28 protein-coding genes are annotated in these 21,735 nt (G+C 66.7%); 19 read left to right on the top strand and 9 right to left on the bottom strand.

All coding sequences use genetic code 11. From position 1 onward, the window contains the following. Nucleotides 1-60: 60 nt before the first annotated feature. The 4 genes from WDN01_19060 to WDN01_19075 all read left to right on the top strand — a co-directional run bounded on the left by WDN01_19060 (nucleotide 61) and on the right by WDN01_19075 (nucleotide 3,124). A complete protein-coding gene (locus WDN01_19060; GenBank protein ID MEJ0028132.1) occupies nucleotides 61-1,182 on the top strand; it encodes an aminotransferase class I/II-fold pyridoxal phosphate-dependent enzyme in 1,122 nt (373 codons plus the stop codon). Beyond that, nucleotides 1,179-1,841, top strand: a complete 663-nt coding sequence (gene bioD, locus WDN01_19065; protein MEJ0028133.1) for a dethiobiotin synthase — start codon at nucleotides 1,179-1,181, stop codon at nucleotides 1,839-1,841. The genes WDN01_19060 and bioD overlap by 4 nt, the downstream gene beginning before the upstream one ends. A 76-nt stretch (nucleotides 1,842-1,917) precedes the next feature. Continuing rightward, nucleotides 1,918-2,238 (top strand): hypothetical protein, encoded by a 321-nt coding sequence (locus WDN01_19070; protein ID MEJ0028134.1) that lies wholly within the window; start codon nucleotides 1,918-1,920, stop codon nucleotides 2,236-2,238. Between the two features lies 1 nt (nucleotide 2,239). Further along, on the top strand, nucleotides 2,240-3,124 hold the full coding sequence (locus WDN01_19075) for an MBL fold metallo-hydrolase (GenBank protein ID MEJ0028135.1): 885 nt from the start codon (nucleotides 2,240-2,242) through the stop codon (nucleotides 3,122-3,124). Between the two features lie 8 nt (nucleotides 3,125-3,132). Here the strand turns inward: WDN01_19075 and WDN01_19080 are convergent, their stop codons facing one another. Both WDN01_19080 and WDN01_19085 read right to left on the bottom strand, forming a co-directional pair. Further along, complete coding sequence (locus WDN01_19080) at nucleotides 3,133-3,909, bottom strand: DUF1499 domain-containing protein (GenBank protein ID MEJ0028136.1); 777 nt, start codon at nucleotides 3,907-3,909, stop codon at nucleotides 3,133-3,135. Between the two features lie 120 nt (nucleotides 3,910-4,029). Continuing rightward, nucleotides 4,030-5,664 carry a 3-(methylthio)propionyl-CoA ligase gene (locus tag WDN01_19085; protein ID MEJ0028137.1) on the bottom strand — a complete coding sequence of 545 codons (1,635 nt, stop codon included), beginning with the start codon at nucleotides 5,662-5,664 and terminating at the stop codon, nucleotides 4,030-4,032. 140 nt (nucleotides 5,665-5,804) lie between these two features. Between WDN01_19085 and WDN01_19090 the strand changes: the two genes are divergently transcribed. The 5 genes from WDN01_19090 to WDN01_19110 all read left to right on the top strand — a co-directional run bounded on the left by WDN01_19090 (nucleotide 5,805) and on the right by WDN01_19110 (nucleotide 10,194). Beyond that, nucleotides 5,805-6,656 carry an alpha/beta hydrolase gene (locus tag WDN01_19090; GenBank protein MEJ0028138.1) on the top strand — a complete coding sequence of 284 codons (852 nt, stop codon included), beginning with the start codon at nucleotides 5,805-5,807 and terminating at the stop codon, nucleotides 6,654-6,656. Nucleotides 6,657-6,705: 49 nt separating this feature from the next. Further along, a complete protein-coding gene (locus WDN01_19095; protein MEJ0028139.1) occupies nucleotides 6,706-8,091 on the top strand; it encodes an aminotransferase in 1,386 nt (461 codons plus the stop codon). Between the two features lie 132 nt (nucleotides 8,092-8,223). After that, nucleotides 8,224-9,531: a S41 family peptidase gene (locus tag WDN01_19100; protein ID MEJ0028140.1), complete on the top strand. Its 1,308-nt coding sequence runs from the start codon at nucleotides 8,224-8,226 to the stop codon at nucleotides 9,529-9,531. A 59-nt stretch (nucleotides 9,532-9,590) separates the two neighbouring features. Next, complete coding sequence (locus tag WDN01_19105) at nucleotides 9,591-9,908, top strand: type II toxin-antitoxin system ParD family antitoxin (protein ID MEJ0028141.1); 318 nt, start codon at nucleotides 9,591-9,593, stop codon at nucleotides 9,906-9,908. After that, complete coding sequence (locus WDN01_19110) at nucleotides 9,901-10,194, top strand: type II toxin-antitoxin system RelE/ParE family toxin (protein ID MEJ0028142.1); 294 nt, start codon at nucleotides 9,901-9,903, stop codon at nucleotides 10,192-10,194. Before WDN01_19105 ends, WDN01_19110 begins: the two co-directional genes overlap by 8 nt. Before the next feature lie 50 nt (nucleotides 10,195-10,244). Here the strand turns inward: WDN01_19110 and WDN01_19115 are convergent, their stop codons facing one another. After that, entirely contained in the window at nucleotides 10,245-10,484 is a 240-nt protein-coding gene (locus WDN01_19115; GenBank protein ID MEJ0028143.1) for a hypothetical protein, read from the bottom strand. A gap of 229 nt (nucleotides 10,485-10,713) precedes the next feature. On the opposite strand from WDN01_19115, the gene WDN01_19120 reads away from it, so the two are divergent. From WDN01_19120 to WDN01_19135, 4 genes are all read left to right on the top strand, one after another. Further along, nucleotides 10,714-11,352: a superoxide dismutase gene (locus tag WDN01_19120; GenBank protein MEJ0028144.1), complete on the top strand. Its 639-nt coding sequence runs from the start codon at nucleotides 10,714-10,716 to the stop codon at nucleotides 11,350-11,352. Between the two features lie 124 nt (nucleotides 11,353-11,476). Then, entirely contained in the window at nucleotides 11,477-12,685 is a 1,209-nt protein-coding gene (locus WDN01_19125; protein ID MEJ0028145.1) for a rhomboid family intramembrane serine protease, read from the top strand. A gap of 51 nt (nucleotides 12,686-12,736) precedes the next feature. Further along, nucleotides 12,737-13,234, top strand: coding sequence for a MarR family transcriptional regulator (locus WDN01_19130; protein ID MEJ0028146.1), 498 nt, complete (start codon nucleotides 12,737-12,739; stop codon nucleotides 13,232-13,234). Nucleotides 13,235-13,406: 172 nt separating this feature from the next. Further along, complete coding sequence (locus tag WDN01_19135) at nucleotides 13,407-13,835, top strand: MerR family DNA-binding transcriptional regulator (protein MEJ0028147.1); 429 nt, start codon at nucleotides 13,407-13,409, stop codon at nucleotides 13,833-13,835. A 2-nt stretch (nucleotides 13,836-13,837) separates the two neighbouring features. Here WDN01_19135 and WDN01_19140 read toward each other — a convergent pair whose 3' ends face one another. Beyond that, nucleotides 13,838-14,296, bottom strand: a complete 459-nt coding sequence (locus tag WDN01_19140; protein MEJ0028148.1) for a PIN domain-containing protein — start codon at nucleotides 14,294-14,296, stop codon at nucleotides 13,838-13,840. Further along, complete coding sequence (locus WDN01_19145) at nucleotides 14,286-14,546, bottom strand: type II toxin-antitoxin system Phd/YefM family antitoxin (GenBank protein ID MEJ0028149.1); 261 nt, start codon at nucleotides 14,544-14,546, stop codon at nucleotides 14,286-14,288. The genes WDN01_19140 and WDN01_19145 overlap by 11 nt, the downstream gene beginning before the upstream one ends. Before the next feature lie 99 nt (nucleotides 14,547-14,645). Here WDN01_19145 and WDN01_19150 point away from each other — a divergent pair, with 99 nt between their 5' ends. Both WDN01_19150 and WDN01_19155 read left to right on the top strand, forming a co-directional pair. After that, nucleotides 14,646-15,548: a crotonase/enoyl-CoA hydratase family protein gene (locus WDN01_19150; GenBank protein MEJ0028150.1), complete on the top strand. Its 903-nt coding sequence runs from the start codon at nucleotides 14,646-14,648 to the stop codon at nucleotides 15,546-15,548. A gap of 145 nt (nucleotides 15,549-15,693) precedes the next feature. Further along, nucleotides 15,694-16,695: a DUF4424 family protein gene (locus tag WDN01_19155; GenBank protein MEJ0028151.1), complete on the top strand. Its 1,002-nt coding sequence runs from the start codon at nucleotides 15,694-15,696 to the stop codon at nucleotides 16,693-16,695. 312 nt (nucleotides 16,696-17,007) lie between these two features. Here WDN01_19155 and WDN01_19160 read toward each other — a convergent pair whose 3' ends face one another. After that, on the bottom strand, nucleotides 17,008-17,274 hold the full coding sequence (locus WDN01_19160) for a hypothetical protein (GenBank protein MEJ0028152.1): 267 nt from the start codon (nucleotides 17,272-17,274) through the stop codon (nucleotides 17,008-17,010). Beyond that, a complete protein-coding gene (locus tag WDN01_19165; GenBank protein MEJ0028153.1) occupies nucleotides 17,271-17,594 on the bottom strand; it encodes a hypothetical protein in 324 nt (107 codons plus the stop codon). The genes WDN01_19160 and WDN01_19165 overlap by 4 nt, the downstream gene beginning before the upstream one ends. A gap of 104 nt (nucleotides 17,595-17,698) precedes the next feature. On the opposite strand from WDN01_19165, the gene WDN01_19170 reads away from it, so the two are divergent. The 4 genes from WDN01_19170 (at nucleotide 17,699) to WDN01_19185 (ending at nucleotide 20,108) form a co-directional block, all read left to right on the top strand. Then, nucleotides 17,699-18,253 carry a hypothetical protein gene (locus tag WDN01_19170; GenBank protein ID MEJ0028154.1) on the top strand — a complete coding sequence of 185 codons (555 nt, stop codon included), beginning with the start codon at nucleotides 17,699-17,701 and terminating at the stop codon, nucleotides 18,251-18,253. 292 nt (nucleotides 18,254-18,545) lie between these two features. Beyond that, the gene (locus WDN01_19175; protein MEJ0028155.1) at nucleotides 18,546-18,890 is read left to right on the top strand and encodes a helix-turn-helix domain-containing protein; all 345 of its coding nucleotides are present in this window, start codon (nucleotides 18,546-18,548) and stop codon (nucleotides 18,888-18,890) included. Beyond that, entirely contained in the window at nucleotides 18,887-19,681 is a 795-nt protein-coding gene (locus WDN01_19180; protein MEJ0028156.1) for a DUF6456 domain-containing protein, read from the top strand. The genes WDN01_19175 and WDN01_19180 overlap by 4 nt, the downstream gene beginning before the upstream one ends. Before the next feature lie 100 nt (nucleotides 19,682-19,781). Beyond that, nucleotides 19,782-20,108 (top strand): hypothetical protein, encoded by a 327-nt coding sequence (locus tag WDN01_19185; GenBank protein MEJ0028157.1) that lies wholly within the window; start codon nucleotides 19,782-19,784, stop codon nucleotides 20,106-20,108. Nucleotides 20,109-20,592: 484 nt separating this feature from the next. Here WDN01_19185 and WDN01_19190 read toward each other — a convergent pair whose 3' ends face one another. Continuing rightward, complete coding sequence (locus tag WDN01_19190; GenBank protein ID MEJ0028158.1) at nucleotides 20,593-21,069, bottom strand: MaoC family dehydratase; 477 nt, start codon at nucleotides 21,067-21,069, stop codon at nucleotides 20,593-20,595. A 58-nt stretch (nucleotides 21,070-21,127) separates the two neighbouring features. After that, the gene (locus tag WDN01_19195) at nucleotides 21,128-21,397 is read right to left on the bottom strand and encodes a hypothetical protein (protein ID MEJ0028159.1); all 270 of its coding nucleotides are present in this window, start codon (nucleotides 21,395-21,397) and stop codon (nucleotides 21,128-21,130) included. Nucleotides 21,398-21,735: the final 338 nt, after the last annotated feature.

Here is a 21,735-nt window from a genome sequence, read left to right on the forward strand (position 1 = left end):
CGCCGCCCCCTCACCCCGCCCTCTCCCCCGTTTCGCGGGGGCGAGGGAGAAGAGCGTGTCATGTCCAGCCTCGACGCTTTCGCCCTCAAGAAACTCGCACAGCTCGAAGCGGCGCGGCGGCGGCGTATCCTGAGCGAAACCGTGCGCGAGGACGGGGTGTGGGTGACGCGCGGCGGACGGCGCCTGCTGTCCTTCTCCTGCAACGATTATCTCAACCTGGCGCAGCATCCGGCGGTGAAGGCGGCGGCCATCGCGGCCGTCGAGCGTCACGGCGCCGGCGCCGGCGCGTCGCGCCTCGTCACCGGCAACCATCCGCTGCATGCGGCGCTGGAGACGCGGCTGGCGCGGCTGAAAGGAACCGAGGCGGCCTGCGTGTTCGGCTCGGGCTATCTCGCCAATGCCGGGATCGTGCCGGCGCTGGTCGGCGAGGGTGATCTGCTGCTGGTCGACGAATTGGCGCATTCCTGCCTGTGGGCGGGGGCGCGGCTGTCGCAGGCGCGCGTGCTGACCTTCCGCCACAACGACGCCGGCCATGCGGAGGAATTGCTGCGCGCGCATCGCGCGGCGCATACCCACGCGATGATCGTGACCGATACGGTGTTCTCGATGGACGGCGATCTGGCGCCGGTGGCGCAATTGTCGGCGCTCGCACGAACCCATGATGCCTGGCTGATGACCGACGATGCGCATGGGCTGGCGGTGGTGACGCCGCAAGCGCGGGCCGAACTCCAGATGGGCACGCTGTCCAAGGCGCTGGGCTCCTATGGCGGCTATCTGTGCGCTTCGCGCGCGGCGGTCGACCTCGTGAAGACCCGCGCCCGCACGCTGATCTATTCGACGGCGCTGCCGCCGGCCAGCGTCGCCGCCGCCATCGCGGCGCTCGACGTGATCGCGGCCGATCCGGGGCTCGGCGCCCGACCGCTGCACAAGGCACGGGAATTCACCCGCCTCGCCAACCTGCCCCTGGCGGAGAGCCCCATCGTGCCGGTCGTGCTGGGCGACGAGCGGGCCGCGCTCGACGCCTCGGCGATGCTGGAGGAAGAGGGTTTCCTCGTCACCGCGATCCGTCCGCCGACCGTGCCGGCGGGGACGGCGCGGCTGCGCTTCGCCTTCAGCGCGGGTCATCCCGAGGCCGAGATCGCGCGGCTTGCCCGCGTCGTGCGCGAACGGGTTCTGTCATGAGCGCCTACTTCGTCACCGCCACCGGCACCGATATCGGCAAGACCTTCGTCACCGCCGGCCTGATCCGCCATCTGCGCCGGCTGGGCAAACCCGTCGCCGCGCTCAAGCCGCTGGTCAGCGGCTATGACGAGGCGAGCGCCGCCGCCAGCGATCCCGGCGTGCTGCTGGGTGCGCTGGGCGAAGCCGCGACGCCCGAGGCCGTGGCGCGGCTGGCGCCCTGGCGCTTCGCGGCGCCGCTATCCCCCGACATGGCGGCGGCGCGCGAGGGCCGCGGCATCGATTTCGCGGCGCTGGTCGGGTTCTGCCGCGACGCGGCGGCGGCGCGGACCGGCACGCTGTTCATCGAAGGCGTCGGCGGGATCATGGTGCCGCTCGACGGCACGCACACCGTGCTCGACTGGTTGGCCGCGCTCGGCCTGCCGCTGATCGTCGTCGCCGGCTCCTATCTGGGCACGCTCAGCCACACGCTGACGGCGCTCCGCGTCGTCGCCGCCGCGAAGCTCGACATTGCCGCGCTGGTCGTCAACGAGAGCGCCGACTCCACCGTCCTTCTCGAAGAAACCGCCGCCGCGCTCGCCCGCTTTGCGCCGGATGTTCCCATCGTCGCCTTGCGGCGCGGAGAGCCGGACTTCGCGGCCTTGGCCGAGCGCCTGAAATAATATTTCGCGCGCTGCCTGTTGCGGCAGGGGCCGGTCTCGCCCATCTATTGCGCGCCCCTGGAAAGACGGGAACGGTTTGCGCAAGGTCCTTTTATTGACGCTGGGTTGGGTGCTGACGGTCTTCGGCGCCGTGCTGTGCGTCACGCCGGTGCCGATTCCGCTGATCGGCCTTTTGCCGCTGGGCGCCGGCCTCGCCTTCCTGATCGAGAATTCGCGCACCATGCGCCGCGCCATCCAGCGCATGCGCCACCGCGTGCGCTGGTTCTCCTACATGCTGGAGCATTTCACCCATCGCGGGCCCAAGACGCTCGGGCGCATCCTGCACCGCTCGCATCCCGCGCCGATCCTGCGCAAGGAACGCTTCGACGCGCGGTCGCAATCGGACGGCGAGGACTGACATGGCGATCCCCTTCATCCGCGCATTCGAGCCGCGCTACGGCGAAGAGGTGCGGGTGACGCCGCTGATCAGCCGCGTCGTCGCCAACAATCCAGGCCCGTTCACCTTCATGGGCACCGGTGTCTACATCGTGGGGGCCAAGGACGTGGCGGTGATCGATCCCGGCCCGGACCTGCCCGAGCATGTCGAGACCCTGAAGCGCGTGCTGGACGGGCGGCGCGTGACGCACATCCTGCTCACCCATGCGCATAGCGACCATTCACCGGCCGCCAGGCCGCTGAAAGAATGGTCCGGCGCGCCGACCTATGCCTTCGGGCCGCACGGTTCGGGGCGCGACGACGGCCCGAAGGTCGAGGCCGGCGGCGACATGGACTTCACGCCCGACATCCGCGTGGAAGACGGCGAGATCCTGCGCGGCGACGGCTTCGCCCTGGAATGCGTCTACACGCCGGGCCACACCTCGAACCACATGTGCTACGCGCTGCAAGAAGAGAAGGCGCTGTTCACCGGCGATCACATCATGGGCTGGTCGACCACGGTGGTGACGCCGCCCGACGGCGACATGGCGCAGTACATCGCGAGCGTGGAGAAGCTGCAGGGCCGCGACGACGCCATCCTCTATCCGACCCATGGCGCGCCGGTGACAGATCCGGGGCCTTTCCTCGCCGCCTATCGCGAGCACCGGCTGGACCGCGAGCGTCAGGTGCTGGCCTCCATCGCGGCGGGCCGCGACACGATCCCCGCCATGGTCGCGCACATGTATGCGGACGTCGACGTGCGCCTGCACCCGGCGGCGTCGCGCTCGGTCCTGGCGCATCTGATCAAGCTGGAACGCGAGGGGCGGGTGGCGCGGGACGGCGAACGCTATCGCATCTCGGCAAGGTAACTGCGTAACTACCGCACCGCCCGCAGATAGGAGCGCACCAGCGCGGCGGCGGCGCCGGCGTCGTTCTCGCCGGTGCGGCTCTTGACGCGGATGTCGAGGCGCGCGCCGTACTTGCCGGCCTCCCGCACGCGGATCGCGATGTCCTGCTTGAGGCCGAACCAGAAGCTGGTATGCGTCGCCTCGATGGTCCCGGCCCTCTCGTCGAAGGCGGCGATGTCGAAGCCGGCATCCTTGGCCCGTTCGAAGGCGCGCCAGAACAGCGTGCCCTGCCGGTGCTGGCTCGTCGCGCCGAGCAGCACGTAATAGGGCTTGATGTCGGGATAGGCCTTCTTCTGCGCCGCCGCCACGGTGGTGCGCTTGCCGCCGACCGTTATGAGCTTGGCGCCGTCATAGTCCGGGCCGTTCTCGGCGCCGCCGCGCAGCGGCAGCAGCGCCACGAAAAGCGGCGGATATTCCGGATCGGTCGAGACGTCGTGGATCGGGGGCGAGACGAGATAGAGCCGAAGCTCGTTGAGCGGAATGAGGACCACGAGCAGCGAACCGGCCAGGCCGAGCACGCCGAACTTCCAGCCCGTGCTGTTGTTGCCGCCGAGCGCGCGCGCCAGCCACAGCCCGCCCGCCACGGCGCCGGCGAGGCCCAGCAGGAATCCCGGCGCCAGAATTTTGAGGCCGGTCGGATAATCCCACCAGCCGAACCCGGCGCCGTAGGAGGCGCCGAGCGCGACGGCGGCGCCGGGCACGAAACAGACAAGCGAGACGAGGGCCGCGGCGGATTGGGAACGCATGACATGTCCGGCTGCTTCGGAAGGGGTGAACTTAGCCGCCATTGTCATTCCCGCGAAGGCGGGAATCCAGTCCATGTGTAAACACCGTCCGGATGCCCGCCGGCGCGGGCGGGACGGCTCTTACTCCGCCGCGGTCGGCAGGCGATAGGCCGTGAACTGCTCGCGCAGCGCGGTCTTCTGAATCTTGCCGGTGGCGGTGTGCGGGATTTCGGCGACGAACTGCACGTCGTCCGGCATCCACCATTTGGCGATCTTGCCCTTCAGATAATCCAGAATCTCCTCCCGCGTCGCCGTCCTGCCGGGCCTCAGCACCACGATCAGCAGCGGCCTTTCGTCCCATTTGGGATGGCGCACGCCGATCACCGCGGCCTCGGCGACGGACGGATGGCCGACCGCGACGTTCTCGATCTCGATGGAGGAGATCCACTCGCCGCCGGACTTGATGACGTCCTTGGAGCGGTCGGTGATGGTCATGTAGCCTTCCGCGTCGATGGTCGCGACGTCGCCGGTGTCGAACCAGCCTTCGGCGTCGAAGGCGTCCTGCCCCTCGCCGCGGAAATAGCCGCTCGCGACCGCCGGCCCGCGCACCTTGAGGCGCCCGAACGCCTTGCCGTCATGGGGCAGGTCGTTGTCGGCGTCGTCGGTGATCTTCATCTCGACGCCGAACACCGGATGGCCCTGCTTGCATTTGTAGTCGAGCTGCCTGTCGTAAGGCATTTGCGCGACGTGGTGCTTGAGCGTGCCGAGCGTGCCGAGCGGGCTCATCTCCGTCATGCCCCAGGCATGGATCACCTGCACGCCGTATTTGGTCTCGAAGGCCTCGATCATCGAGCGCGGACAGGCCGAGCCGCCGATCAGGACGCGCTTCATGTGCGGCAGGGTCTTTCCCGTCTGTTCGAGATATTGCAGCAGCGCCAGCCACACGGTCGGCACCGCCGCGGTCATGGTCACCACTTCATCGGTGAGCAGTTCGCAAATCGACGGCCCGTCCAGCTTCGAGCCGGGCATCACGAGCTTGGCCCCGACCATCGGGGCGGAGAAGGCGAGGGCCCAGGCATTGGCGTGGAACATCGGCACCACGGGCAGGACGCTGTCGCGCCCCGAAATGCCCTGCGCGTCGGTCTGCGCCGCCATCAGGGCATGCAGCACATTGGAGCGATGGGAATAGAGCACGCCCTTCGGGTTGCCCGTCGTGCCGGAGGTGTAGCAGAGGCCGCAGGCATCCTTCTCGTCGACCGCCTTCCATTCATAGGTGCCGCTGGCGCCCGCGATGAACTCCTCATAGGCGACGAGATTGGGGATTTTCGCTTTCGGCAGATGCGCCGCGTCGGTCAGCGCGACATAGAGCTCGACCTTGGGCAGCTTGGGCGCGAGCTGCGCCACCAGGTCGGCGAAGGTGATGTCGAAGAAGATGACTTTGTCCTCGGCATGATTGGCGATGTAGACGAGCTGGTCGGGGAACAGGCGCGGGTTCAGCGTGTGATAGACCGCGCCGACGCCGGCGATGCCGTACCAGGTCTCGATATGCCGCCAGGTGTTCCAGGCGAGCGTCGCCACGCGGTCGCCGGGGCGGATGCCGAGCCGGTCGAGCACCTCGGCCACCTTGCGCGCGCGCACGGCGATCTCGCCATAGGTGGTGCGGTGGATCGGCCCCTCGACCGAGCGGCTGACCACCTCCCGGTCGCCATGCCAGATCGCGGCATGGTCGATGATCTTGTGGACCAGAAGCGGCCAATCCTGCATCAGCCCAAGCATGGCGTCGCCCCTTCGATATCTTTGCGCCATCATAGGAACGGGGACGGACAGGGGCAATGTCGGGCCCGCCGATCCACGGGCGATTTGCGCCGCGGGAACGCCGCGCGTTAGCGTGGGGACGCATCCTGCAAAGGCGTCCCATGTTCGTCACCGTCAACGGCGCGCGCATCTTCTTCGACACGGTCGGTTCCAAGCTTTCGCCGGAGGGCGAGCGGATGGCGGAGAAGCCGTCGCTGATCGTGATGCATGGCGGTCCGGGCTTCGATCACTCGACCATGCGGCCCTATTTCGACCGCTTCGCCGATACCCATCAGGTGGTCTATATCGACCATCGCGGCAATGGCCGCTCGGGCGGCGGGCCGGAGACTTGGAACCTGCCGCAATGGGGCGACGACGTGAAAGGGCTGTGCGACGTCCTCGGCATCGAGAAGCCGGTGGTGTTCGGCCAGTCCTTCGGCGGCATGGTCGCCATCGCCTATGCGAGCCGCCATCCCGGGCATGCGTCCAAGGTGGTGTTCTCCTCGACCGCGGCGCGAATCCGTCTGGACGAGACTTTCGCCATCCTGGAGGCGCGCGGCGGGCCGGAGGCGCGCGCGGTGGCGGAGAAATTCTGGCTGAAGCCCGACGATGCGGCCTTCACGGAGTATGTGCGCGTCTGCATGCCGCTCTACAATCCGCCGGGCACGCCGGCGTCCGACCAGGCGGCGGCGCGGCGCCGCGCCATCATGAAGCCGGAAGTGACGCGGCATTTCTCGCTGGGCGAGATGCTGGCGATGGACATGCGCGCGGACCTCGCGCGCGTCGCCTGTCCGGCGCTGGTGCTGGCCGGCGGCTACGATCCGATCACGCCGGTGTCCTGCGCGCGCGAGATTTTCGAGGCGCTGCCGAAAGGCATCGGCCGGCTCGAGGTCTTCGAAGGCGCCGGCCACGGCGTCTACCGCGACGAGCCCGACAGGGCCGAGGCCCTGCTGCGCGGTTTCTTCGCGGCTTGAGCCGCAGGCCTCTGGTATAGAAGACGCCCGTCTTCGTCCGGAGTCCGCCATGCCGCTGTCCAATGCCCAGATGCGCGACGTCGAGAGCGTCCTGCACCCCTACACCAACCTGGTGAAATTCCGCGAGACCGGTCCGCTGATCATCGAGCGCGGCCAAGGGGTGCGCGTCTACGACGAGAGCGGCAAGGATTACATCGAGGCGATGGCGGGGCTGTGGTGCACCGCGCTCGGCTGGGGCGACAACGAGCTCGCCGAGACCGCGGCGGAACAGATGAAGAAGCTCTCCTTCGGCCATCTCTTCGGCGGCAAGAGCCACGAGCCGGCGATCGCGCTGGCCGAGAAGCTGAAGGAAGTCGCGCCGTTCCCGGTCGGCAAGGTGTTCTTCGCCAATTCGGGGTCGGAGGCCAACGACACCCAGGTCAAGCTCTACTGGTATGCCGCGAACGCGCGCGGCGAGACAAGCAAGAAGAAAATCCTCTCCCGCACCAAGGCCTATCACGGCGTGACGCTGGCGAGCGCATCGCTAACCGGCCTCGCCAACAACCATCGCAGCTTCGACCTGCCGTTCGACTTCGCGCGCTTCGCCGAGTGCCCGCACTATTACCGCAATGGCGAGCCGGGCGAGACGGAGGCGCAGTTCTCCCAGCGCATGGGCGCCAATCTCGAGGCGCTGATCGAAAAGGAAGGCCCCGACACCGTCGCCGCGATGATCGTCGAGCCGGTGATGGGCGCGGGCGGCGTGATCGTGCCGCCGGAGGGCTATTTCGACCAGGTCGTGCGCGTGCTCGGCAAGCACGGCATCCCGCTGATCGCCGACGAGGTCATCACCGGCTTCGGCCGCACCGGCAACTGGTTCGGATCGGCGACCTACGGCTTCGAGCCCGAGAGCATGTCGATCGCCAAGGCGCTGTCGAGCGCCTATCTGCCGATCAGCGCGGTGCTGCTGTCGCCCGAATTGTCGCAGATCGTGGAGCAGGAATCGGGGAAGATCGGCACCTTCGGCCACGGCTTCACCTATAGCGGCCATCCGGTGTCGGCCGCCGTGGCGCTGAAAACCATCGAGATCTATCAGCGCCGCGATCTGGTTGGCCATGTGCGGCACGTCGCGCCCCTGTTCCAGAAGCGGCTGCGCGCTCTGGCGGAACATCCGCTGGTCGGCGAGGCGGCCGGCGTCGGTCTGATCGGCGCCATCGAACTGGTCGCGGACAAGGCGACGAAGAAGAACTTCGAGCCGGCGAAACAGGCCGGCGCGACGCTCGGCAATTTCGCCCAGGAGGAAGGGCTGATCGTGCGGCCGCTGCTCGGCGACCGCGTCGCGCTCTGCCCGCCCCTGGTGATCACCGAGGCCGAGATCGGCGAATTGTTCGACCGGCTGGAGCGCGCGCTGGCCAAGGCGCTGGACTGGACGACGCGGGAAAAGCTGATCGTCGCCTAGCACATTACCGCGATTCAATCCGTTCGGCGCGTCGCGCCCTTGTCCCGTGTCGCGTAGTTATGTAAGCACTTACGTAATAGCCGATACGGCATCGGATTGCGCCGACACACCAGGATCGAAGGAAAGACTCCCATGGCCCGTCTCGCCAAATGGATCGCGGCCGCGCTGTTGGTCTGCGGCTGCGCGCAGGCCGCCACGCCGGCCGCTCTCACGCCGGCCCAGGACCATGCGGTGATCGACGCGGTCGCGCGGCTGGTGTCGGCCCATTACGTGATCCCGGAAAAGCGCGATGGGATCGTCGCCGAGCTGCGCCGGCGCGAAGCGGCCGGGCGGTACACCATCGCCAATCCCGCGCAATTCGCGCAGGTCCTGAGCGACGACATGGTCGCGATCGCGCAGGACCGCCATATGTGGTTCCGCTACGACCCCGCCGCCTACCAGGCCGCGTTCCTGCCGCGCGACGCCGATGGCAGCGACCCGCTGTCCGACGCGGCGTCGGCGCGCGACAACCAGGGCTATGAGGAGATGCGCATCCTGCCGGGCAATATCCGCTATGTCCGGCTCGCCGGCTTCGAATGGAGCGGGGAGGCCACCGCCAAGGTGGTCGCCGACGTCGCGCGCTTCCTGCATGGCGGCGACGCCATCATCCTCGACATCGCGGGCAATGGCGGCGGCGCGGGCGAGGCGGTGCAGGCGCTCGTCAGCTATTTCCTCCCCCCGGACGGACGGGTGCTGATGAACTTCCACGACACCTTCGAGGGCAAGGACAATGCGACGCGGGTGATCGACAAGCTGGACGGTCCGCGCCTCACCGGCATCCCGCTCTATGTCCTGATCAGCGGGCGCACCGGATCGGCGGCCGAGGAGTTCACCGCCCATGCCCGTTATTTCAAGCTCGGCACGCTGGTGGGATCGAACACGGCGGGCGCCGCGAACAACGATCACGTGTTTCCGGTCGCGCCCTTCTTCGTGCAGAGCATCTCGACCGGGCGGCCCGAGCATCCCGTCATGCACGGCAATTGGGAGCGCACCGGCCTGGCGCCCGACATCGCCGCCGCGCCGGGACAGGCGCTGGCGCAGGCCGAGATCGCGGCCCTGACCGCCCTGCGCGCCAAGACGAACGATGCCGCGCGCCGCGAAGAATACGACTGGGCGCTGGTTGCCGCCAACGCCGCGCTGCATCCGGTGCGGCCGGACGCTGCCGTGCTCGCCGCCTATGCGGGCAAATACGGGACGCGGAAAATCTGGATCGCCGACGGCGCGCTGATGTACCAGCGCGAGGGCCGCGAGGCGACGGTGCTGACGCCGCTGGCGGACGACCTTTTCGCGATGGCCGGCACCGACGAGGTCCGGGTGCGCTTCCGCCGCGACGGCGGCCGGATCACGGGCTTCGACACGGTCACCGCCGATGGCCAGGCCGTCCCCGTCCCGCGCGATTGACGCGATTGAAGAGCACGTGGCGGTAGGATAAAGTAGCAAGTCTTCCTACCGGGTGTGTCATGGCCAAGGTCCGGAAAATCTCCATCGCCCTGCCGCAGGAGATGCTCGACGATATTCGTTATGCGGTGGATTCGGGGCAATACGCCTCGGCCAGCGAGGTCGTGCGCGAAGCGGTGCGCGACTGGAAGGGGCCGAAGAAGCATCCCTTCCCGCCGAACTATCCCTATGTCGACAACATGGATGACCTGCGCCGCATGGTGCAGGAGGGGATCGCCTCGGCCGATCGCGGCGAATTGATCCCGGCGGAAAAAGTCTATGCCGAGATGCGCGCCCGAATCCGCGCCGTCGCGAAGGCGAAAAAGAAGCGACGTGACTAAAGTCTACTACACAAATCGCGCGCGGCTGGACCTTGCCGACCTCAGCGAATACATCGCGCGGGACAGTCCCTCCAACGCCGAGGCATTCATCTCGAAGTTGATGAAAAAAGCGGAGCGCATTGCGCTTGCGCCGCGAATCTATCGACGGCGCGACGACCTGGCAGAGGATATGCGCTCTGCGGCGTTCGGGAACCACCTCATATTCTTTCGGGTCAGCGAAGAAGGAATTGAAATCTTGCGCATCGTCCATGGCGGGCGCGACCTGCCACGGCTGTTCGAGAAATAAGCCACGCGGACCGTCACCCCGGCGCCAGTCCGCGTCGCCCTAAGCGGGCGTCAGGCGATGACCGCGTGCCGTTCGGCGAGCAGTCGCGGCGCCAGGGGCCGCGCTTCCATGCCGATCTCGGGCCGGCGATAGACCAGTTCCTTGCCCTGCCACACTTCCAGCGTGTGGCAGTGCGCGGGCTTCATCGCATGCGCCAGGATCTTGGCCCGCATCTCGCTCTCGAACTGAACCGAGAAGGCGCAGGCGAGCGAGCCGTCTTCTTCGAGATAGCAGATTTCATAGGCCGTCATGTCAGTCCTCCAACGAAGCACCCCGCTGGTCCGGCGTTTCTCTATCGCCCGCGCGTGTAAGTCGAGTGACAATCGCCGCCACGATCATCACGAAGTTTCTACGACTGTCGCGCTTGGTGAAGAATTCGTCGCGGACGCGGAACGGACCGCCGCGTCGCGTTTTATCCTTCATGGGTCGCGGCGAGCATCGCTTCCGCGCGGCCGCCGTCATCAATCAAAGAGGCCCGCCATGACCGCACCATTCTCGCTCGCGCCGCTGCCGTGGGACGAAGCCGCGCTCGAACCCGTGATCTCCGCGCGCACGATCGGCTTTCACTATCACAAGCATCACAAGACCTATGTCGACACGCTGAACACGCTGGTGGCCGGCACGCCCTATGCCGACATGCCCCTGGAGCGCGTCGTCCAGCAGGCCTTCAGCGCGGCCGAGGGTTCCAAGGAAAAGAAGATCTTCAACAATGCCGGCCAGGTGTGGAACCACGATTTCTACTGGCGCTCGCTGGCGCCCAAGCCCGGCAAGCTGACCGGCAAGCTGGCGCAGGCGGTGGAGCGCGATTTCGGCTCGGCCGCCGCGCTGATCGAGCAACTCGCGACCGGGGGCAAGGACCAGTTCGGCTCCGGCTGGGTGTGGCTGGTGTCCAAGGGCGGCAAGCTCGCGGTCGAGAAGACCGCCAATGCGATCTCGCCGATGGCCATGGGCGTCAACTGCCTGCTGACCCTGGATGTGTGGGAACACGCCTATTATCTCGACTATCAGAACGAGCGGCCGCGATATCTCGAAGCGGCGCTCAAGACGCTGATCGATTGGGATTTCGCGGCGGCGAATCTCGGCAAGGAAGATCACGCGGTGCGCGCCGCGGCGGAGTGATCCTCCGCGCCTCTCCCCGCTTTGCGGGGAGAGGAAAGCGCATGCTTTACGCGCGTTCACCGTGTTCTTTCATTTTCCGTGAATGAAGCCGCCGTAATCTTCGCTGCTTGGGCAGAGGCGCGCGATGGCGGCGACATTCGGCAAACGGGCCGTGCAGACGACGATGCCGCGCGTTGCGGCGCACGCGCCGGTCGCTGCGGCGGCCGTCGCTGCCGTGCCGGTCGCGACGTCGCCCCGCATCGAGCTTCCCACGATCCGCTTCCCGCTGGTCACGATCGGCCTCCTGGTCCTGCTCAGCCTCGTCTTCCTCTGGGAAGCGCATGCCGCGCCGGTCCTGCATCGCGGGGTGTCGCCCGGCGTCGACGCGCTGATCGGCTTCGGCGCGATCGATCGCGCGCTGGTTTTCGCGGGCGGCTGGTGGCGCGTGCTGACCGCGCCGCTGCTGCACGCCAATCTCAGCCATCTGATCTCCAACGGCGTCGTGCTGGGCCTGATCGGCTTCATGCTGGAGCCGCTGATCGGTCCGCGCTGGTTCGCCGCGATGTATGCCGCCGGCGCCGTCGGCGGCTCGCTGTGCTCCATCGCACTCAACGAGGCGGACATTCCTTCGGTCGGCGCCTCGGGCGCGATCATGGGCGTGCTGGCCGGCGCCTTCTTCTGCGGCGCCAGCGCCAAGGCGGGACCCAAGGGCCGCAAGATGCAGACCTGGGCGCTAAGGCTGATGCTGCCGGCGCTCATTCCGCTCGCCGCGGATTCGCATGTCGACTATGCCGGCCATCTGGGCGGCGTCGTGGCCGGCCTGGCGATGGGCGTGCTGCTGCAGATGGCCTGGCCGCGCGGCGCCGAGCGGCCGGAGCTCGGCAACACCGCCGCCGCGGTCGGCGGCGTCGTCCTGGCCGGCGGGCTGTTCGCGCTGGTGCTCGTGCCCCATGGCGCCGTGACCGCGGCGATCGCCGCCTCGACCCCCTCGACGCTGATGCCCGAGGAGGAGGTGCCCGATATCGCGGCGGTGACGTCCGACCGCGCCCGCGATCTGCTCACGCGCTATCCGCACGATCCGCGCGCCCATCTGCTGCGCGGCTTCGCCTTCCTGCGCGACGACCGCGACCTCGCCGACGCGGAAGAGCAGTTCCGCCAGGCGCTGGCGGCCAAGGACGTCGCCGGCCTCGATCCGGATTTCGCCAAGACCGTCACGGTCTTCCTGGCGCTGACCGTCGCCTATGAACACCGCCCCGACGAGGCCCGGGCGCTGGGCGCGCCGCTCTGCGGCTTCGCGGAGCAGCACCTGCCGGAGATTTCCGGCAATCTGCGTGAAAAGGGCGTCTGCGTGTAGCGGGCGCGGCGCGGCTTTCGCGCCGTCGGAGCATCCTGTAAGTCCTTACCCATGACCGACTATGTCCGCCAGAAGGGCAGCGCCGCGTTCGGCACGCGCCTGCGGCGCCTGTCCGAACGCCTCGACCGCCAGGTGCTCGCGGTCTATCGCGAGCACGATTCCGCCTTCCAGCCGCGCTGGTTCGCGGTGGTCGGCGCGCTGCGCGAGAAGGAGTGCCTCGCGGTCGGCGAACTTGCGGCGCTGCTCGGCATCACCCATGCCGCCGTCAGCCAGTTGCGCGGCGAGCTGATCGCGGCCGGGCTGGTGCGCGCCAAGGCCGATCCCGCCGACGCCCGGCGCCAGCTCCTGGAGCTGTCGCCGAACGGCCGGCGTGCCGTGGCAAGGCTCGAACCGCTGTGGTCGGCGATCGCCACGGCCACCGGCCAGCTCGTGGCCGGCGCGGCGCCGCGCCTGCTCGACGACCTCGGCCGGCTCGAAGCGGCGCTGGACGAGACCGAGCTGGCGGAGCGGGTACGCGCAATACTAGCCTCGACGGCTAGACCGGACTGAACACCAAATCGGGTAGGAATTTTGACATAAAATGACACGATCAGTCGCGGCCATGAAATTTTCACGACGCGCTTGACGTTGACGTAAGCGCCGTTCCAATATTCAAGAACTGAGAAATTATCAGGGAGAGCGGGCGACAAGGCGTCAAGCCGAGCGACCCGCAAGGGAGACCATGAGCCACGTGAACCGTACCTACACCATCCGTCAGCTCACCAAGGAGTTCGACGTCACCGCGCGCACGCTGCGCTTCTACGAGGACGAGGGCCTGATCGCGCCGGAGCGGCGCGGCCAGACCCGGATCTACGGCAGCCGCGACCGGGTGCGCATCATCCTCATCCTTCGGGGCCGGCGCGTCGGCTTCTCGCTGAGCGAGATCCGCGAAATCCTCGATCTCTACGACACCCACCATGACGGCGGCGTGACGCAGACGCTGCACGCGCGCAAGAAGTTCGAGGAGCAGCTCCACAAGCTGGAGCGCCAGAAGATCGACATCGAGGATTCGCTGACCGAGCTGAAGCGCGCGATCTCCACGATCGACGATGCCATCGCCAAGGGCGAGCTCGCCAGGCCGATGCACCCGCACCAAGTCGCGGCGGAATAGGGTTACGGCGCGAGCGCGGCGGCGGCCGCCGCGTTCAGGCCGGCCGGACCGAACGGATTGCGCACGGTGACGGCGCCGAGCTTGGCGCCGTCCTTCATGTCTTCGCTCAGAAGCGTGGTGCATCCGGCTTCGGCGGCGGAGGCGAGCAGGACGCAATCCCAATAGGAGAAACGGCCCGCGGCGGCCTCGCGCGCGGCGATCCGGTGCGCGTCTTCCGTCGCTTGGAACAACGGGAATGTCGCGAGATAGCGCAGCGCGATGCGTCCGGCGTCGGCCGGCGCCAAAATCTTCTTGCGCGTCGACGCGGCATAGAACTCGCCTATGCCCTGCAGACCGAGCAGGCAATCCCGCAATGCAGCCGTGCGCACGATCTGCTCGGCGATCGATTGCTTCAGGGGATCGCGAAAATCCGCGGCATAGACCAGAACATTGGAATCGAGCGAGAAGCGCCTAGCGCTCATGCATCTCGTCGCGGGTCAATTTTCGTCCACGCGACTTGCCGCGAACCCGATGCGCGATGTCAAACATCTCCTTCAGAGCGGCCTCTTGTTCCGGCGTCAGTTTGCGCACGGCGCTCTTCTTCTCGGCAGGATGTATTTCGACGGCCAGTTCGCCATGCCGGTAGACCGAGACGGGCTCGCCGGTCTCCTGTACCTCGCGCACGAGCCGGGAAAAGCGCTGGTTCGCTTCCCTGAGATTGACCTTCCGCATTCCTGCTCTCCAATGTAGCACATATGTAGCACAACCTTGCCCGTGCGGCAATCGCGGCTTCGGCTATGCTCCGCGCCAGCGGCAAACAAGGGACGCGCCATGGCCTATAAGGAAATCCTCACCGAGCTCTCCGAGAACATCCTCACCATCACGCTGAACCGGCCGGAGAAGCTCAACGCCTTCACCGGAACGATGATGAACGAGCTGATCGACGCGTTCCGCGCCGCCAATGCGGATGACGCGGTTCGCTGCATCATCGTCACCGGCGCGGGCCGCGCCTTCTGCGCCGGCGCCGATCTGTCGGCCGGGGCCGCCACCTTCGATGCGACCAAGCGCGCCGACCGGCCGGAGCGCAATGCGGGGGCACCCGACAGCCCGGACTTCAATTGGTCCGACGAGCGCGTGCGCGACGGCGGCGGGCGCGTGACGCTCGAGATCTTCGAGAGTCTGAAGCCCGTCATCGCGGCGGTGAACGGCCCGGCGGTCGGCATCGGCGTCACCATGCAGCTTCCGATGGACATCCGCATCGCATCGGAGACCGCGCGTTTCGGCTTCGTGTTCGCCCGCCGCGGCATCGTGCCGGAAGCGGCGTCGAGCTTCTTCCTGCCGCGCATCGTCGGCATCGCCCAGGCGCTTTCCTGGTGCTTCTCCGGCAAGGTGTTTGACGCAGCGGAAGCGCTCAAGGGCGGCCTCGTCAGCGAGGTCGTGCCGCCGGACCAGCTCCTGCCGCGCGCCCGCGCCATCGCGCGCGAGATCGCCGACAACACCGCGCCGGTCTCGGTCGCGCTGATCCGCCAGATGATGTGGCGCGGCCTCGGCATGGATCACCCGATGGAGGCGCACAAGGTCGACAGCCGCGGCATCTATTCGCGCGGCGCCTCGGGCGACGTGAAGGAAGGCGTGGTCGCGTTCCTGGAGAAGCGCCCGGCGAAATTCCCCGACGTCGTGTCGAAGGACCTGCCGTCCTATTTCCCATGGTGGAGCCCGCGGACCTATTCATAAGAACCGGCGGCGCGACGCCGGGACAGGTTCGCGCGGAGACGCGAAGGCGCGAGCGGAACGCTCCGCGCCTTCGCGTGAATCGCACGTTGTGCCGAAGGTCCCGGGCTGTGCTAGCGTCGAATCCTCGTTCGAGGGGGAAATCCTGATGATGCGTAGGATCGGCGCAGTCGCCGCTTTGGCTTCGGCCGCACTGGCACCCGCGGCGCTCGCCGACGACAGTTCGGCGATGCTGGGCGCCGGCGGCATCGTGCTGACCAAGAGCGCCGATATCCGCATGGCGGTCGAGGATCTGTTCCTGAGCCCCACGGCGGTCAAGGTGCACTACGTTTTCGCCAATGACAGCGCCAACGACATCGACACCATCGTCGCCTTTCCCCTGCCGGACATCGACAATTACGAATATTCCGAATCCCCCATCGGCACGACGCTCGATACCACGCCGAATTTCGTCGGCTTCAAGCTCCTGATCGACGGCAAGCCGGTCGCCGCGACGGCGGAGGTGCGCGCCATCCAGGACGGGCGGGACGTGACGGCGCAGGTGCTGGCCGCCGGCGCGCCGCTCGATGTCGTGATCGGCGGCGGCTACGACAAGCTGCAGAAGCTGTCCAAGAGCGCGCGCGCCAGCCTGATCAAACAGGGCCTGCTCGAAGGCGACGACAGCTACACCCACGCCAAATGGACGACGACGACCAAATACTGGTGGAAAATGCACTTCCCGGCCCATGGCACGGTGAGCGTCGACCACACCTATCAGCCGGTGACCGGCCAAACCTTCTTCACGACCTATGCGCTGAGCGACAAGGAGCAGTGGAGCGACTATGCCAAGAATTACTGCATCGACGCGTCGACGCGCGCGACGATCGCCGGCGGTTTTGCCGCGATGAAGAAGGCGACCGGCAATGACGGACTGTTCAACCAGTACACCACGCAATTCGTCATCAAGACCGCCAACAACTGGAAGGGCCCGATCGGGCGTTTCCACCTGACGCTCGACAAGCTGAAGCCCTCGAACATCCTGTCGCTGTGCTGGGCCGGCAATCTCGCCAAGACCGGCGCGACGCGGTTCGAATCGACGCTGACGGATTTCGCGCCCAAGGCGGACATCAAGTTCCTGGTGCTGGAGCTGCCGGCGCCGGGGCAGCAATAGGATTTACCCTCCCTCAAGGGGAGGGTAGGCGGAAGGCCGTATTCGGGACCTACTGCTTCTTGAACATCGCGCGCAGGGCGCGGCGGAGGAATTCCGGCAGCAGGGGCGTGCTCGGGTGCGGCTCGTAAGCAGCGCGATTCGGAACCAGCAATCCCAGCATCGAAAGCTCCTCATAGAGAGCATTAGCGACGTACACGGATTATGTGACAGTTTGCCTGTCGGCTTACGCTGTCAAGCGTCCACGATGCGGAAAAGTGGTTAACCGGTCGTTAAGGCTTCGGCTCGATGCGCCTATCGCGCGCCCGGCGCGCCTCAACGCACGTAATGCGTCAGCCGCTCGCCCCAGGAATCGAGCAGCCCGCCGGCGCAGGCGCCGGTCGACATCTGGCTGGTCTCGACCCGCGTCCACGGCTCGGCCGCGACGCCGGCGTGCGAGCGGCGCGCCCGCTCCACCGCCAGCGCCCGGCAGGGATCGGCCTGGCCATAGGCGGCGAACAGCGAGCCGAAGGCGAAGAACAGCACGCCGAACAGCACCAGGAGCCCGGCGCGCAGCCGGGGCGTGCGCAACAGCGCGCTCACGGATTGGGTCTCTGGTCGGGCAGGTCGCTGGAATTGGGATTGCTGCTGCGATTGTACTGGTTGTTGCACAGCGCATAGCCGGAGCCCCAGCCGGAGCGATAGGGCTGCGAGGTGGCGTAGAGCGACTCGTCGCGGATCTTGTCGCCGCGATAATTGGTGCCGCGCGAATTGGCGCTGGCGCAGCCGTCCGAATAGCCGGCCTGGAAGGACGGGTCGTTGCGCATGGCGCGATCGCGCTTGCTCTCGAAGAAGATGCAGCCGGTGAGGGCGAAGGCGAGCGCGATCGCGGCGGCCCGGCGAAGGATGGTTCCATGGGTCATGCGCCAGTGTACCAGCCCCGCACGGCATCCGAAACTCGCCCGCGCCCCACTTAACCGCAGTTTAACGCGTCCTCGGTCATCCTTGGGCGTTGGGAACGGTGAACATGATCGGATCGGCGGATCTTCGCAATCTGCACGTGCTGCTCGTCGGCGGTCGGCCGGCCAGCATTCAAATCCTGCGCACGGCCTTCGGCCTTCTGGGCATGAAGCAGGTCACGGTGATCGGCGAGTCGGCGCGCGCCATCGAGACTCTGCGCGCCCAGACCTTCGACGCGATCTTCTGCGACGCCGGCGCCGAGCCGTACAAGAACATGAGCTTCCCCGCCGCGGCGCGCCGCGCCAACGGCATCCTCAATCCGATGGCGCCGCTGTTCGTCATCTACACCAATGCGCGCCAGCGCCAGGTCGAGCAGGCGCGCGACGTCGGCGTCACCGACGTGCTCACCCATCCGGTCAGCGCCTCGACCATCGCGCGCAAGCTCGAAGCCGCGATCGTGGCGCCGCGCCCCTTCATCGCCGCGCCGACCTTCTTCGGCCCCGACCGCCGCGCGCGGCGCGGCACGACGACCTGGAGCGGCGACGAGCGGCGCAAGCGCACCGCCAAGAAGACCAAGGTCTCGGTCGCCGAAGCGCCCGGCGCCGACACGACGTTCGTCTAGCTGCCGCTGGGACCACCCTCCCAAATCCGATTTCGCTCCCACAACCGGGAATAGTCCGTGCGCGGAACATTGCCCGGCGTCGACCCCTCCCGCCGGACCCCGTCGGCGGCCACAAACGGCGCGGTTCGGGTAGGCCGGGGTGTGGATAACTCGGCCGGAATCGGGATATTTTCCCGGGATTTTCTAGTATAAGTTGTATTTCTTATCCAACACACCCAGAAGTAGGATAATCTTCCTCCGAAGGCCGTCCTGAAGGAGGCGCGGCCATATCGGCAAAAACAGGGGTGTTTTCATGGATTCGTTCTACCGCAATGACAAAAGGCCCGGCGCGCTCGCGCCGCTGCACGCCGGCATGATCCAGATCGTCGTCGCCCACGCCTATGGCGTGACGCTCGACGACCTGCGCTCGCCGTCGCGCGTCGGCCATGTCGCGCTCGCGCGCCAGGTCGCGATGTATCTCGCGCATATCGTGTTCTCGATGAGCATGACGGAGGTCGGCCGCGGCTTCGGCCGCGACCGCTCCACCGCCTGCCACGCCATCCAGCGCGTCGAGGCGATGCGCGACGATCCGGAGCTCAACCGGACCCTGGGCTGGCTCGAAGCGACCTTGCGCGTCGTCGCGGAGAAGCGGCCGTGAGCGCGCAAGGCGAGGTCGAGCGCGAGGCGCGCCGCATCTTCCGCAAGCTGGCGGCGCCGGGCGCGCATCTTGTCCCGCAAGGGACCGATGCATTCCGGCTCGTCAGCCGCGACGAGCTCCATGCCGCGCGCGTCGCGCCGCTCAGCGCCGCGACGGTGGAGGCGTTCGCGCGCCAGGGCTGGATCCGGCGCGCCGGCGCGGCCAGAACCTATGTGCTCAGCGACGCCGGCAAGGGCTGGCTGGAGCGCGCGGGCGCCACAGGCGATCCGTTCGAGGAACAGCACCAGCTTCGCCGCACGCGGCTCGTCAAGGACGCGCGCGGCGTCGAGCGCCGCGTGACGGTGGACGAGGGCGAGTCGCCGCTGGCGCGGCTGAAGCAGCGCGGCCTGGTCGACGGGGCGCAGTTCGACGCGGGCGAAAAGCTCCGGCGCGACTTCACGCTGGCCCAGCTCATGCCGCGCCTCGGCGTCGACTATTCCGCGGCGGTGGCGATGGGCAAGCGCGGCCAGAAGAACGAGGCCGAGTTCACCGACATGGTGGTGGCGGCGAAGCAGCGCTTCGCCAACGCGATGCGCGCGGTCGGGCCGGGGCTGTCGGACCTTCTGTTCGACGTCTGCTGCCATCTGCGCGGGCTGGAAGAGGCCGAACGCGCCAATGCCTGGCCGAGCCGCTCGGCGCGCGTGGTGCTCGGCCTGGCGCTGGATCGGCTCGCCGATCACTACGGCCTGCGCGGCCAGACCCGCGCGCGGATGCGCGCCTGGGCGATGGAGGGGGAAAAAAGCGAGATCTAATCCTCGCTCTTTTTTTCCTCCGCGATGTCCGCTCCTGTGCCTTGATCGTATGCACCAACCATCGAGTGACCGGCATTGCCCAGTTCGGAAAACGGCCCTCATGGACGATTTGCCGATACCTGTTTTCAATCCTTTCAATTTCAAGGAAAGGCACCAACCTGGCGTGTTCCACGATGGATTTTCGATACGAATTATCGAAAAGGACAGTTTTCTCGCAAAGACCTATTGCGGCAGGCAAGAGCGCCAGCGATCGGTGATAGCGTTGCTTGATGCGATCCACCGGAACATCGTGGCCGCCAAGATCGACCCGCTGGGCTACACGCTCGACGTTCAACTCCGGCGAATCAGTGGCGATAAAGTACAGGACATTTCGAAATCCGTTCCGCTGCGCCTCGGCAAGAACGTCGATCTTGGAGGAGTGCGATGACCGTTTCGAACGAGAAGTCCCGCTTGTCTCGAATGCATTCGGCTCTCAATTCGTCCGCGATCGTCTGAGCGCTTGCGACACGCTTGTCATAAGCGCCTGTCAATTCGGCAGCGATGTCGTCGGGATTGATATACCGACCGAGATCAAGGCCCTCGGCGATCAATTGCTTCGTGAGAGTGGATTTCCCCGACCCATTCGGGCCGGCAATCATGAGCAGAAACGGCGCTTCGCTCACGCGACCTTGGATTTGTCTTGGCGCAGACTCTTTCGTCCAGTGTAGACCTTCCTACGCGGCGTTAGATCTGGAAGAGCCCGGGGCAATTCACCCTCAAGCGCGGCAGGAACGATGCCCTTCGCGCGGGCGATTTCGTCTGCGCCTTTCGCTGCCCGGTCAGCAATGACGGCCAATTCTTCAACCGTGAGGGATATGGGCGTCTTACGCATGCAAACGCTATAACTCAGTGCAGAATTGAAGCAATTCTTTTCAAGGGAATTCTCGCAGCCGCATCAAATACTTATGCGTCCCGTCCAGCACCAGTTCGCTTTTCTGGTTGTGCACGGTGGCGCGCATCGCGACGATGCCGGTGGTCTTCTGGCGCACCAGCTCGGCGACGGTCAGCGCCGGATAGAGCGTGTCGCCGGCAAAGACGCCTTTGAGGAATTTCGCGTTCACCTCGATGAAGCCGATCAGCGTCTCGCCGACGACATGCGGGAACAGCCCGGCGCCGGCGGCGGTGAAGCCGAGGACCTGGAGCCCATGGGCGAGCGGCGCGGGATAGCCCAGCCGCCTGCAGTATTCGACGTCGTAATGGATCGGATGATTGTCCAGGCTCACCGTCTGGAAGGCGGCGAAATTCGCCTCGGTCAGGGTGCGCGAGGGCAGGGCGAACACCTCGCCGATCGCGAGTTCGTCGAAGCCGCGCAGCGCGACGAGGCGGTGCTCTTTGGGATCGAAGCTCATGGCGGTGTTCTAGCGCGGCGCGCGGGGCGGGTCGATCCGACCTTACGCCGGGACGCGGCTAATGCACCTTCGTCCGGTTCGCCTCGATATCGGCGCGCACCTGGTCGAGCGAGCGCACCGCATAGGCCTGGAAACCGTCGAGGACGGAAAGGCCGCCGGCGCAGGCCTCCTTGTGCTGGGCGCAGGCATCCTGCACGTCGGTCGACTGGATCAGCGAAGCGATGGAGGCGGGCGAGACCGCCACGCCCGGCCGGCCGAAGCCGAGATCCGGCTCGCGCGGCATGAGAAACGAGACCAGTCCGATCCAGAAGATCGCGCGCATGATCATGAGACACCCTTCAAGGCTTACCCGCCTTCATGCAGCGATCATGCGCGGGCCGCTTTAGGGGGACCTGAAACGTTTCGGTAAAGTTCGAGACAATCCGGTTAATTCAGGGCCTTAGGCCGAAACTTGCAAAAAATTCTCTGCCGGTTTCGCGCAAATAAGACTCAAGCTTTGCGCCAGTTCGAGACGAATTTTGTTCGACTTCGACACAAGTTTTGCGCGTCCTTGATTCAAGTTTGAATCGAATCCTCGCGTGAAGGCCCCCGCGTGATAGTTCCGGGCAGACAAGGGGATGCGCGCTTGTCCGAGATACTGTCTCTCGACGCGGCCGCGCAGTTGCG

The sequence above is a fragment of the Rhizomicrobium sp. genome (assembly GCA_037200985.1).
Taxonomy (GTDB): Bacteria; Pseudomonadota; Alphaproteobacteria; order Micropepsales; family Micropepsaceae; genus Rhizomicrobium.

Bases quoted from the DNA above. Each gene is read 5' to 3' on its own strand.
- WDN01_19195 (MEJ0028159.1), bottom strand. From the start codon at position 21,397: ATGATCATGCGCGCGATCTTCTGGATCGGACTGGTCTCGTTTCTCATG.
- WDN01_19120 (MEJ0028144.1), top strand. From the start codon at position 10,714: ATGACCGCACCATTCTCGCTCGCGCCGCTGCCGTGGGACGAAGCCGCG.
- WDN01_19130 (MEJ0028146.1), top strand. From the start codon at position 12,737: ATGACCGACTATGTCCGCCAGAAGGGCAGCGCCGCGTTCGGCACGCGC.
- WDN01_19175 (MEJ0028155.1), top strand. From the start codon at position 18,546: ATGGATTCGTTCTACCGCAATGACAAAAGGCCCGGCGCGCTCGCGCCG.
- WDN01_19150 (MEJ0028150.1), top strand. From the start codon at position 14,646: ATGGCCTATAAGGAAATCCTCACCGAGCTCTCCGAGAACATCCTCACC.
- WDN01_19170 (MEJ0028154.1), top strand. From the start codon at position 17,699: ATGATCGGATCGGCGGATCTTCGCAATCTGCACGTGCTGCTCGTCGGC.
- WDN01_19190 (MEJ0028158.1), bottom strand. From the start codon at position 21,069: ATGAGCTTCGATCCCAAAGAGCACCGCCTCGTCGCGCTGCGCGGCTTC.
- WDN01_19080 (MEJ0028136.1), bottom strand. From the start codon at position 3,909: ATGCGTTCCCAATCCGCCGCGGCCCTCGTCTCGCTTGTCTGTTTCGTG.
- WDN01_19165 (MEJ0028153.1), bottom strand. From the start codon at position 17,594: ATGACCCATGGAACCATCCTTCGCCGGGCCGCCGCGATCGCGCTCGCC.
- bioD (MEJ0028133.1), top strand. From the start codon at position 1,179: ATGAGCGCCTACTTCGTCACCGCCACCGGCACCGATATCGGCAAGACC.
- WDN01_19100 (MEJ0028140.1), top strand. From the start codon at position 8,224: ATGGCCCGTCTCGCCAAATGGATCGCGGCCGCGCTGTTGGTCTGCGGC.
- WDN01_19105 (MEJ0028141.1), top strand. From the start codon at position 9,591: ATGGCCAAGGTCCGGAAAATCTCCATCGCCCTGCCGCAGGAGATGCTC.
- WDN01_19185 (MEJ0028157.1), top strand. From the start codon at position 19,782: ATGGACGATTTGCCGATACCTGTTTTCAATCCTTTCAATTTCAAGGAA.
- WDN01_19145 (MEJ0028149.1), bottom strand. From the start codon at position 14,546: ATGCGGAAGGTCAATCTCAGGGAAGCGAACCAGCGCTTTTCCCGGCTC.
- WDN01_19075 (MEJ0028135.1), top strand. From the start codon at position 2,240: ATGGCGATCCCCTTCATCCGCGCATTCGAGCCGCGCTACGGCGAAGAG.
- WDN01_19140 (MEJ0028148.1), bottom strand. From the start codon at position 14,296: ATGAGCGCTAGGCGCTTCTCGCTCGATTCCAATGTTCTGGTCTATGCC.
- WDN01_19090 (MEJ0028138.1), top strand. From the start codon at position 5,805: ATGTTCGTCACCGTCAACGGCGCGCGCATCTTCTTCGACACGGTCGGT.
- WDN01_19155 (MEJ0028151.1), top strand. From the start codon at position 15,694: ATGATGCGTAGGATCGGCGCAGTCGCCGCTTTGGCTTCGGCCGCACTG.
- WDN01_19115 (MEJ0028143.1), bottom strand. From the start codon at position 10,484: ATGACGGCCTATGAAATCTGCTATCTCGAAGAAGACGGCTCGCTCGCC.
- WDN01_19095 (MEJ0028139.1), top strand. From the start codon at position 6,706: ATGCCGCTGTCCAATGCCCAGATGCGCGACGTCGAGAGCGTCCTGCAC.
- WDN01_19135 (MEJ0028147.1), top strand. From the start codon at position 13,407: ATGAGCCACGTGAACCGTACCTACACCATCCGTCAGCTCACCAAGGAG.
- WDN01_19085 (MEJ0028137.1), bottom strand. From the start codon at position 5,664: ATGCTTGGGCTGATGCAGGATTGGCCGCTTCTGGTCCACAAGATCATC.
- WDN01_19060 (MEJ0028132.1), top strand. From the start codon at position 61: ATGTCCAGCCTCGACGCTTTCGCCCTCAAGAAACTCGCACAGCTCGAA.
- WDN01_19125 (MEJ0028145.1), top strand. From the start codon at position 11,477: ATGGCGGCGACATTCGGCAAACGGGCCGTGCAGACGACGATGCCGCGC.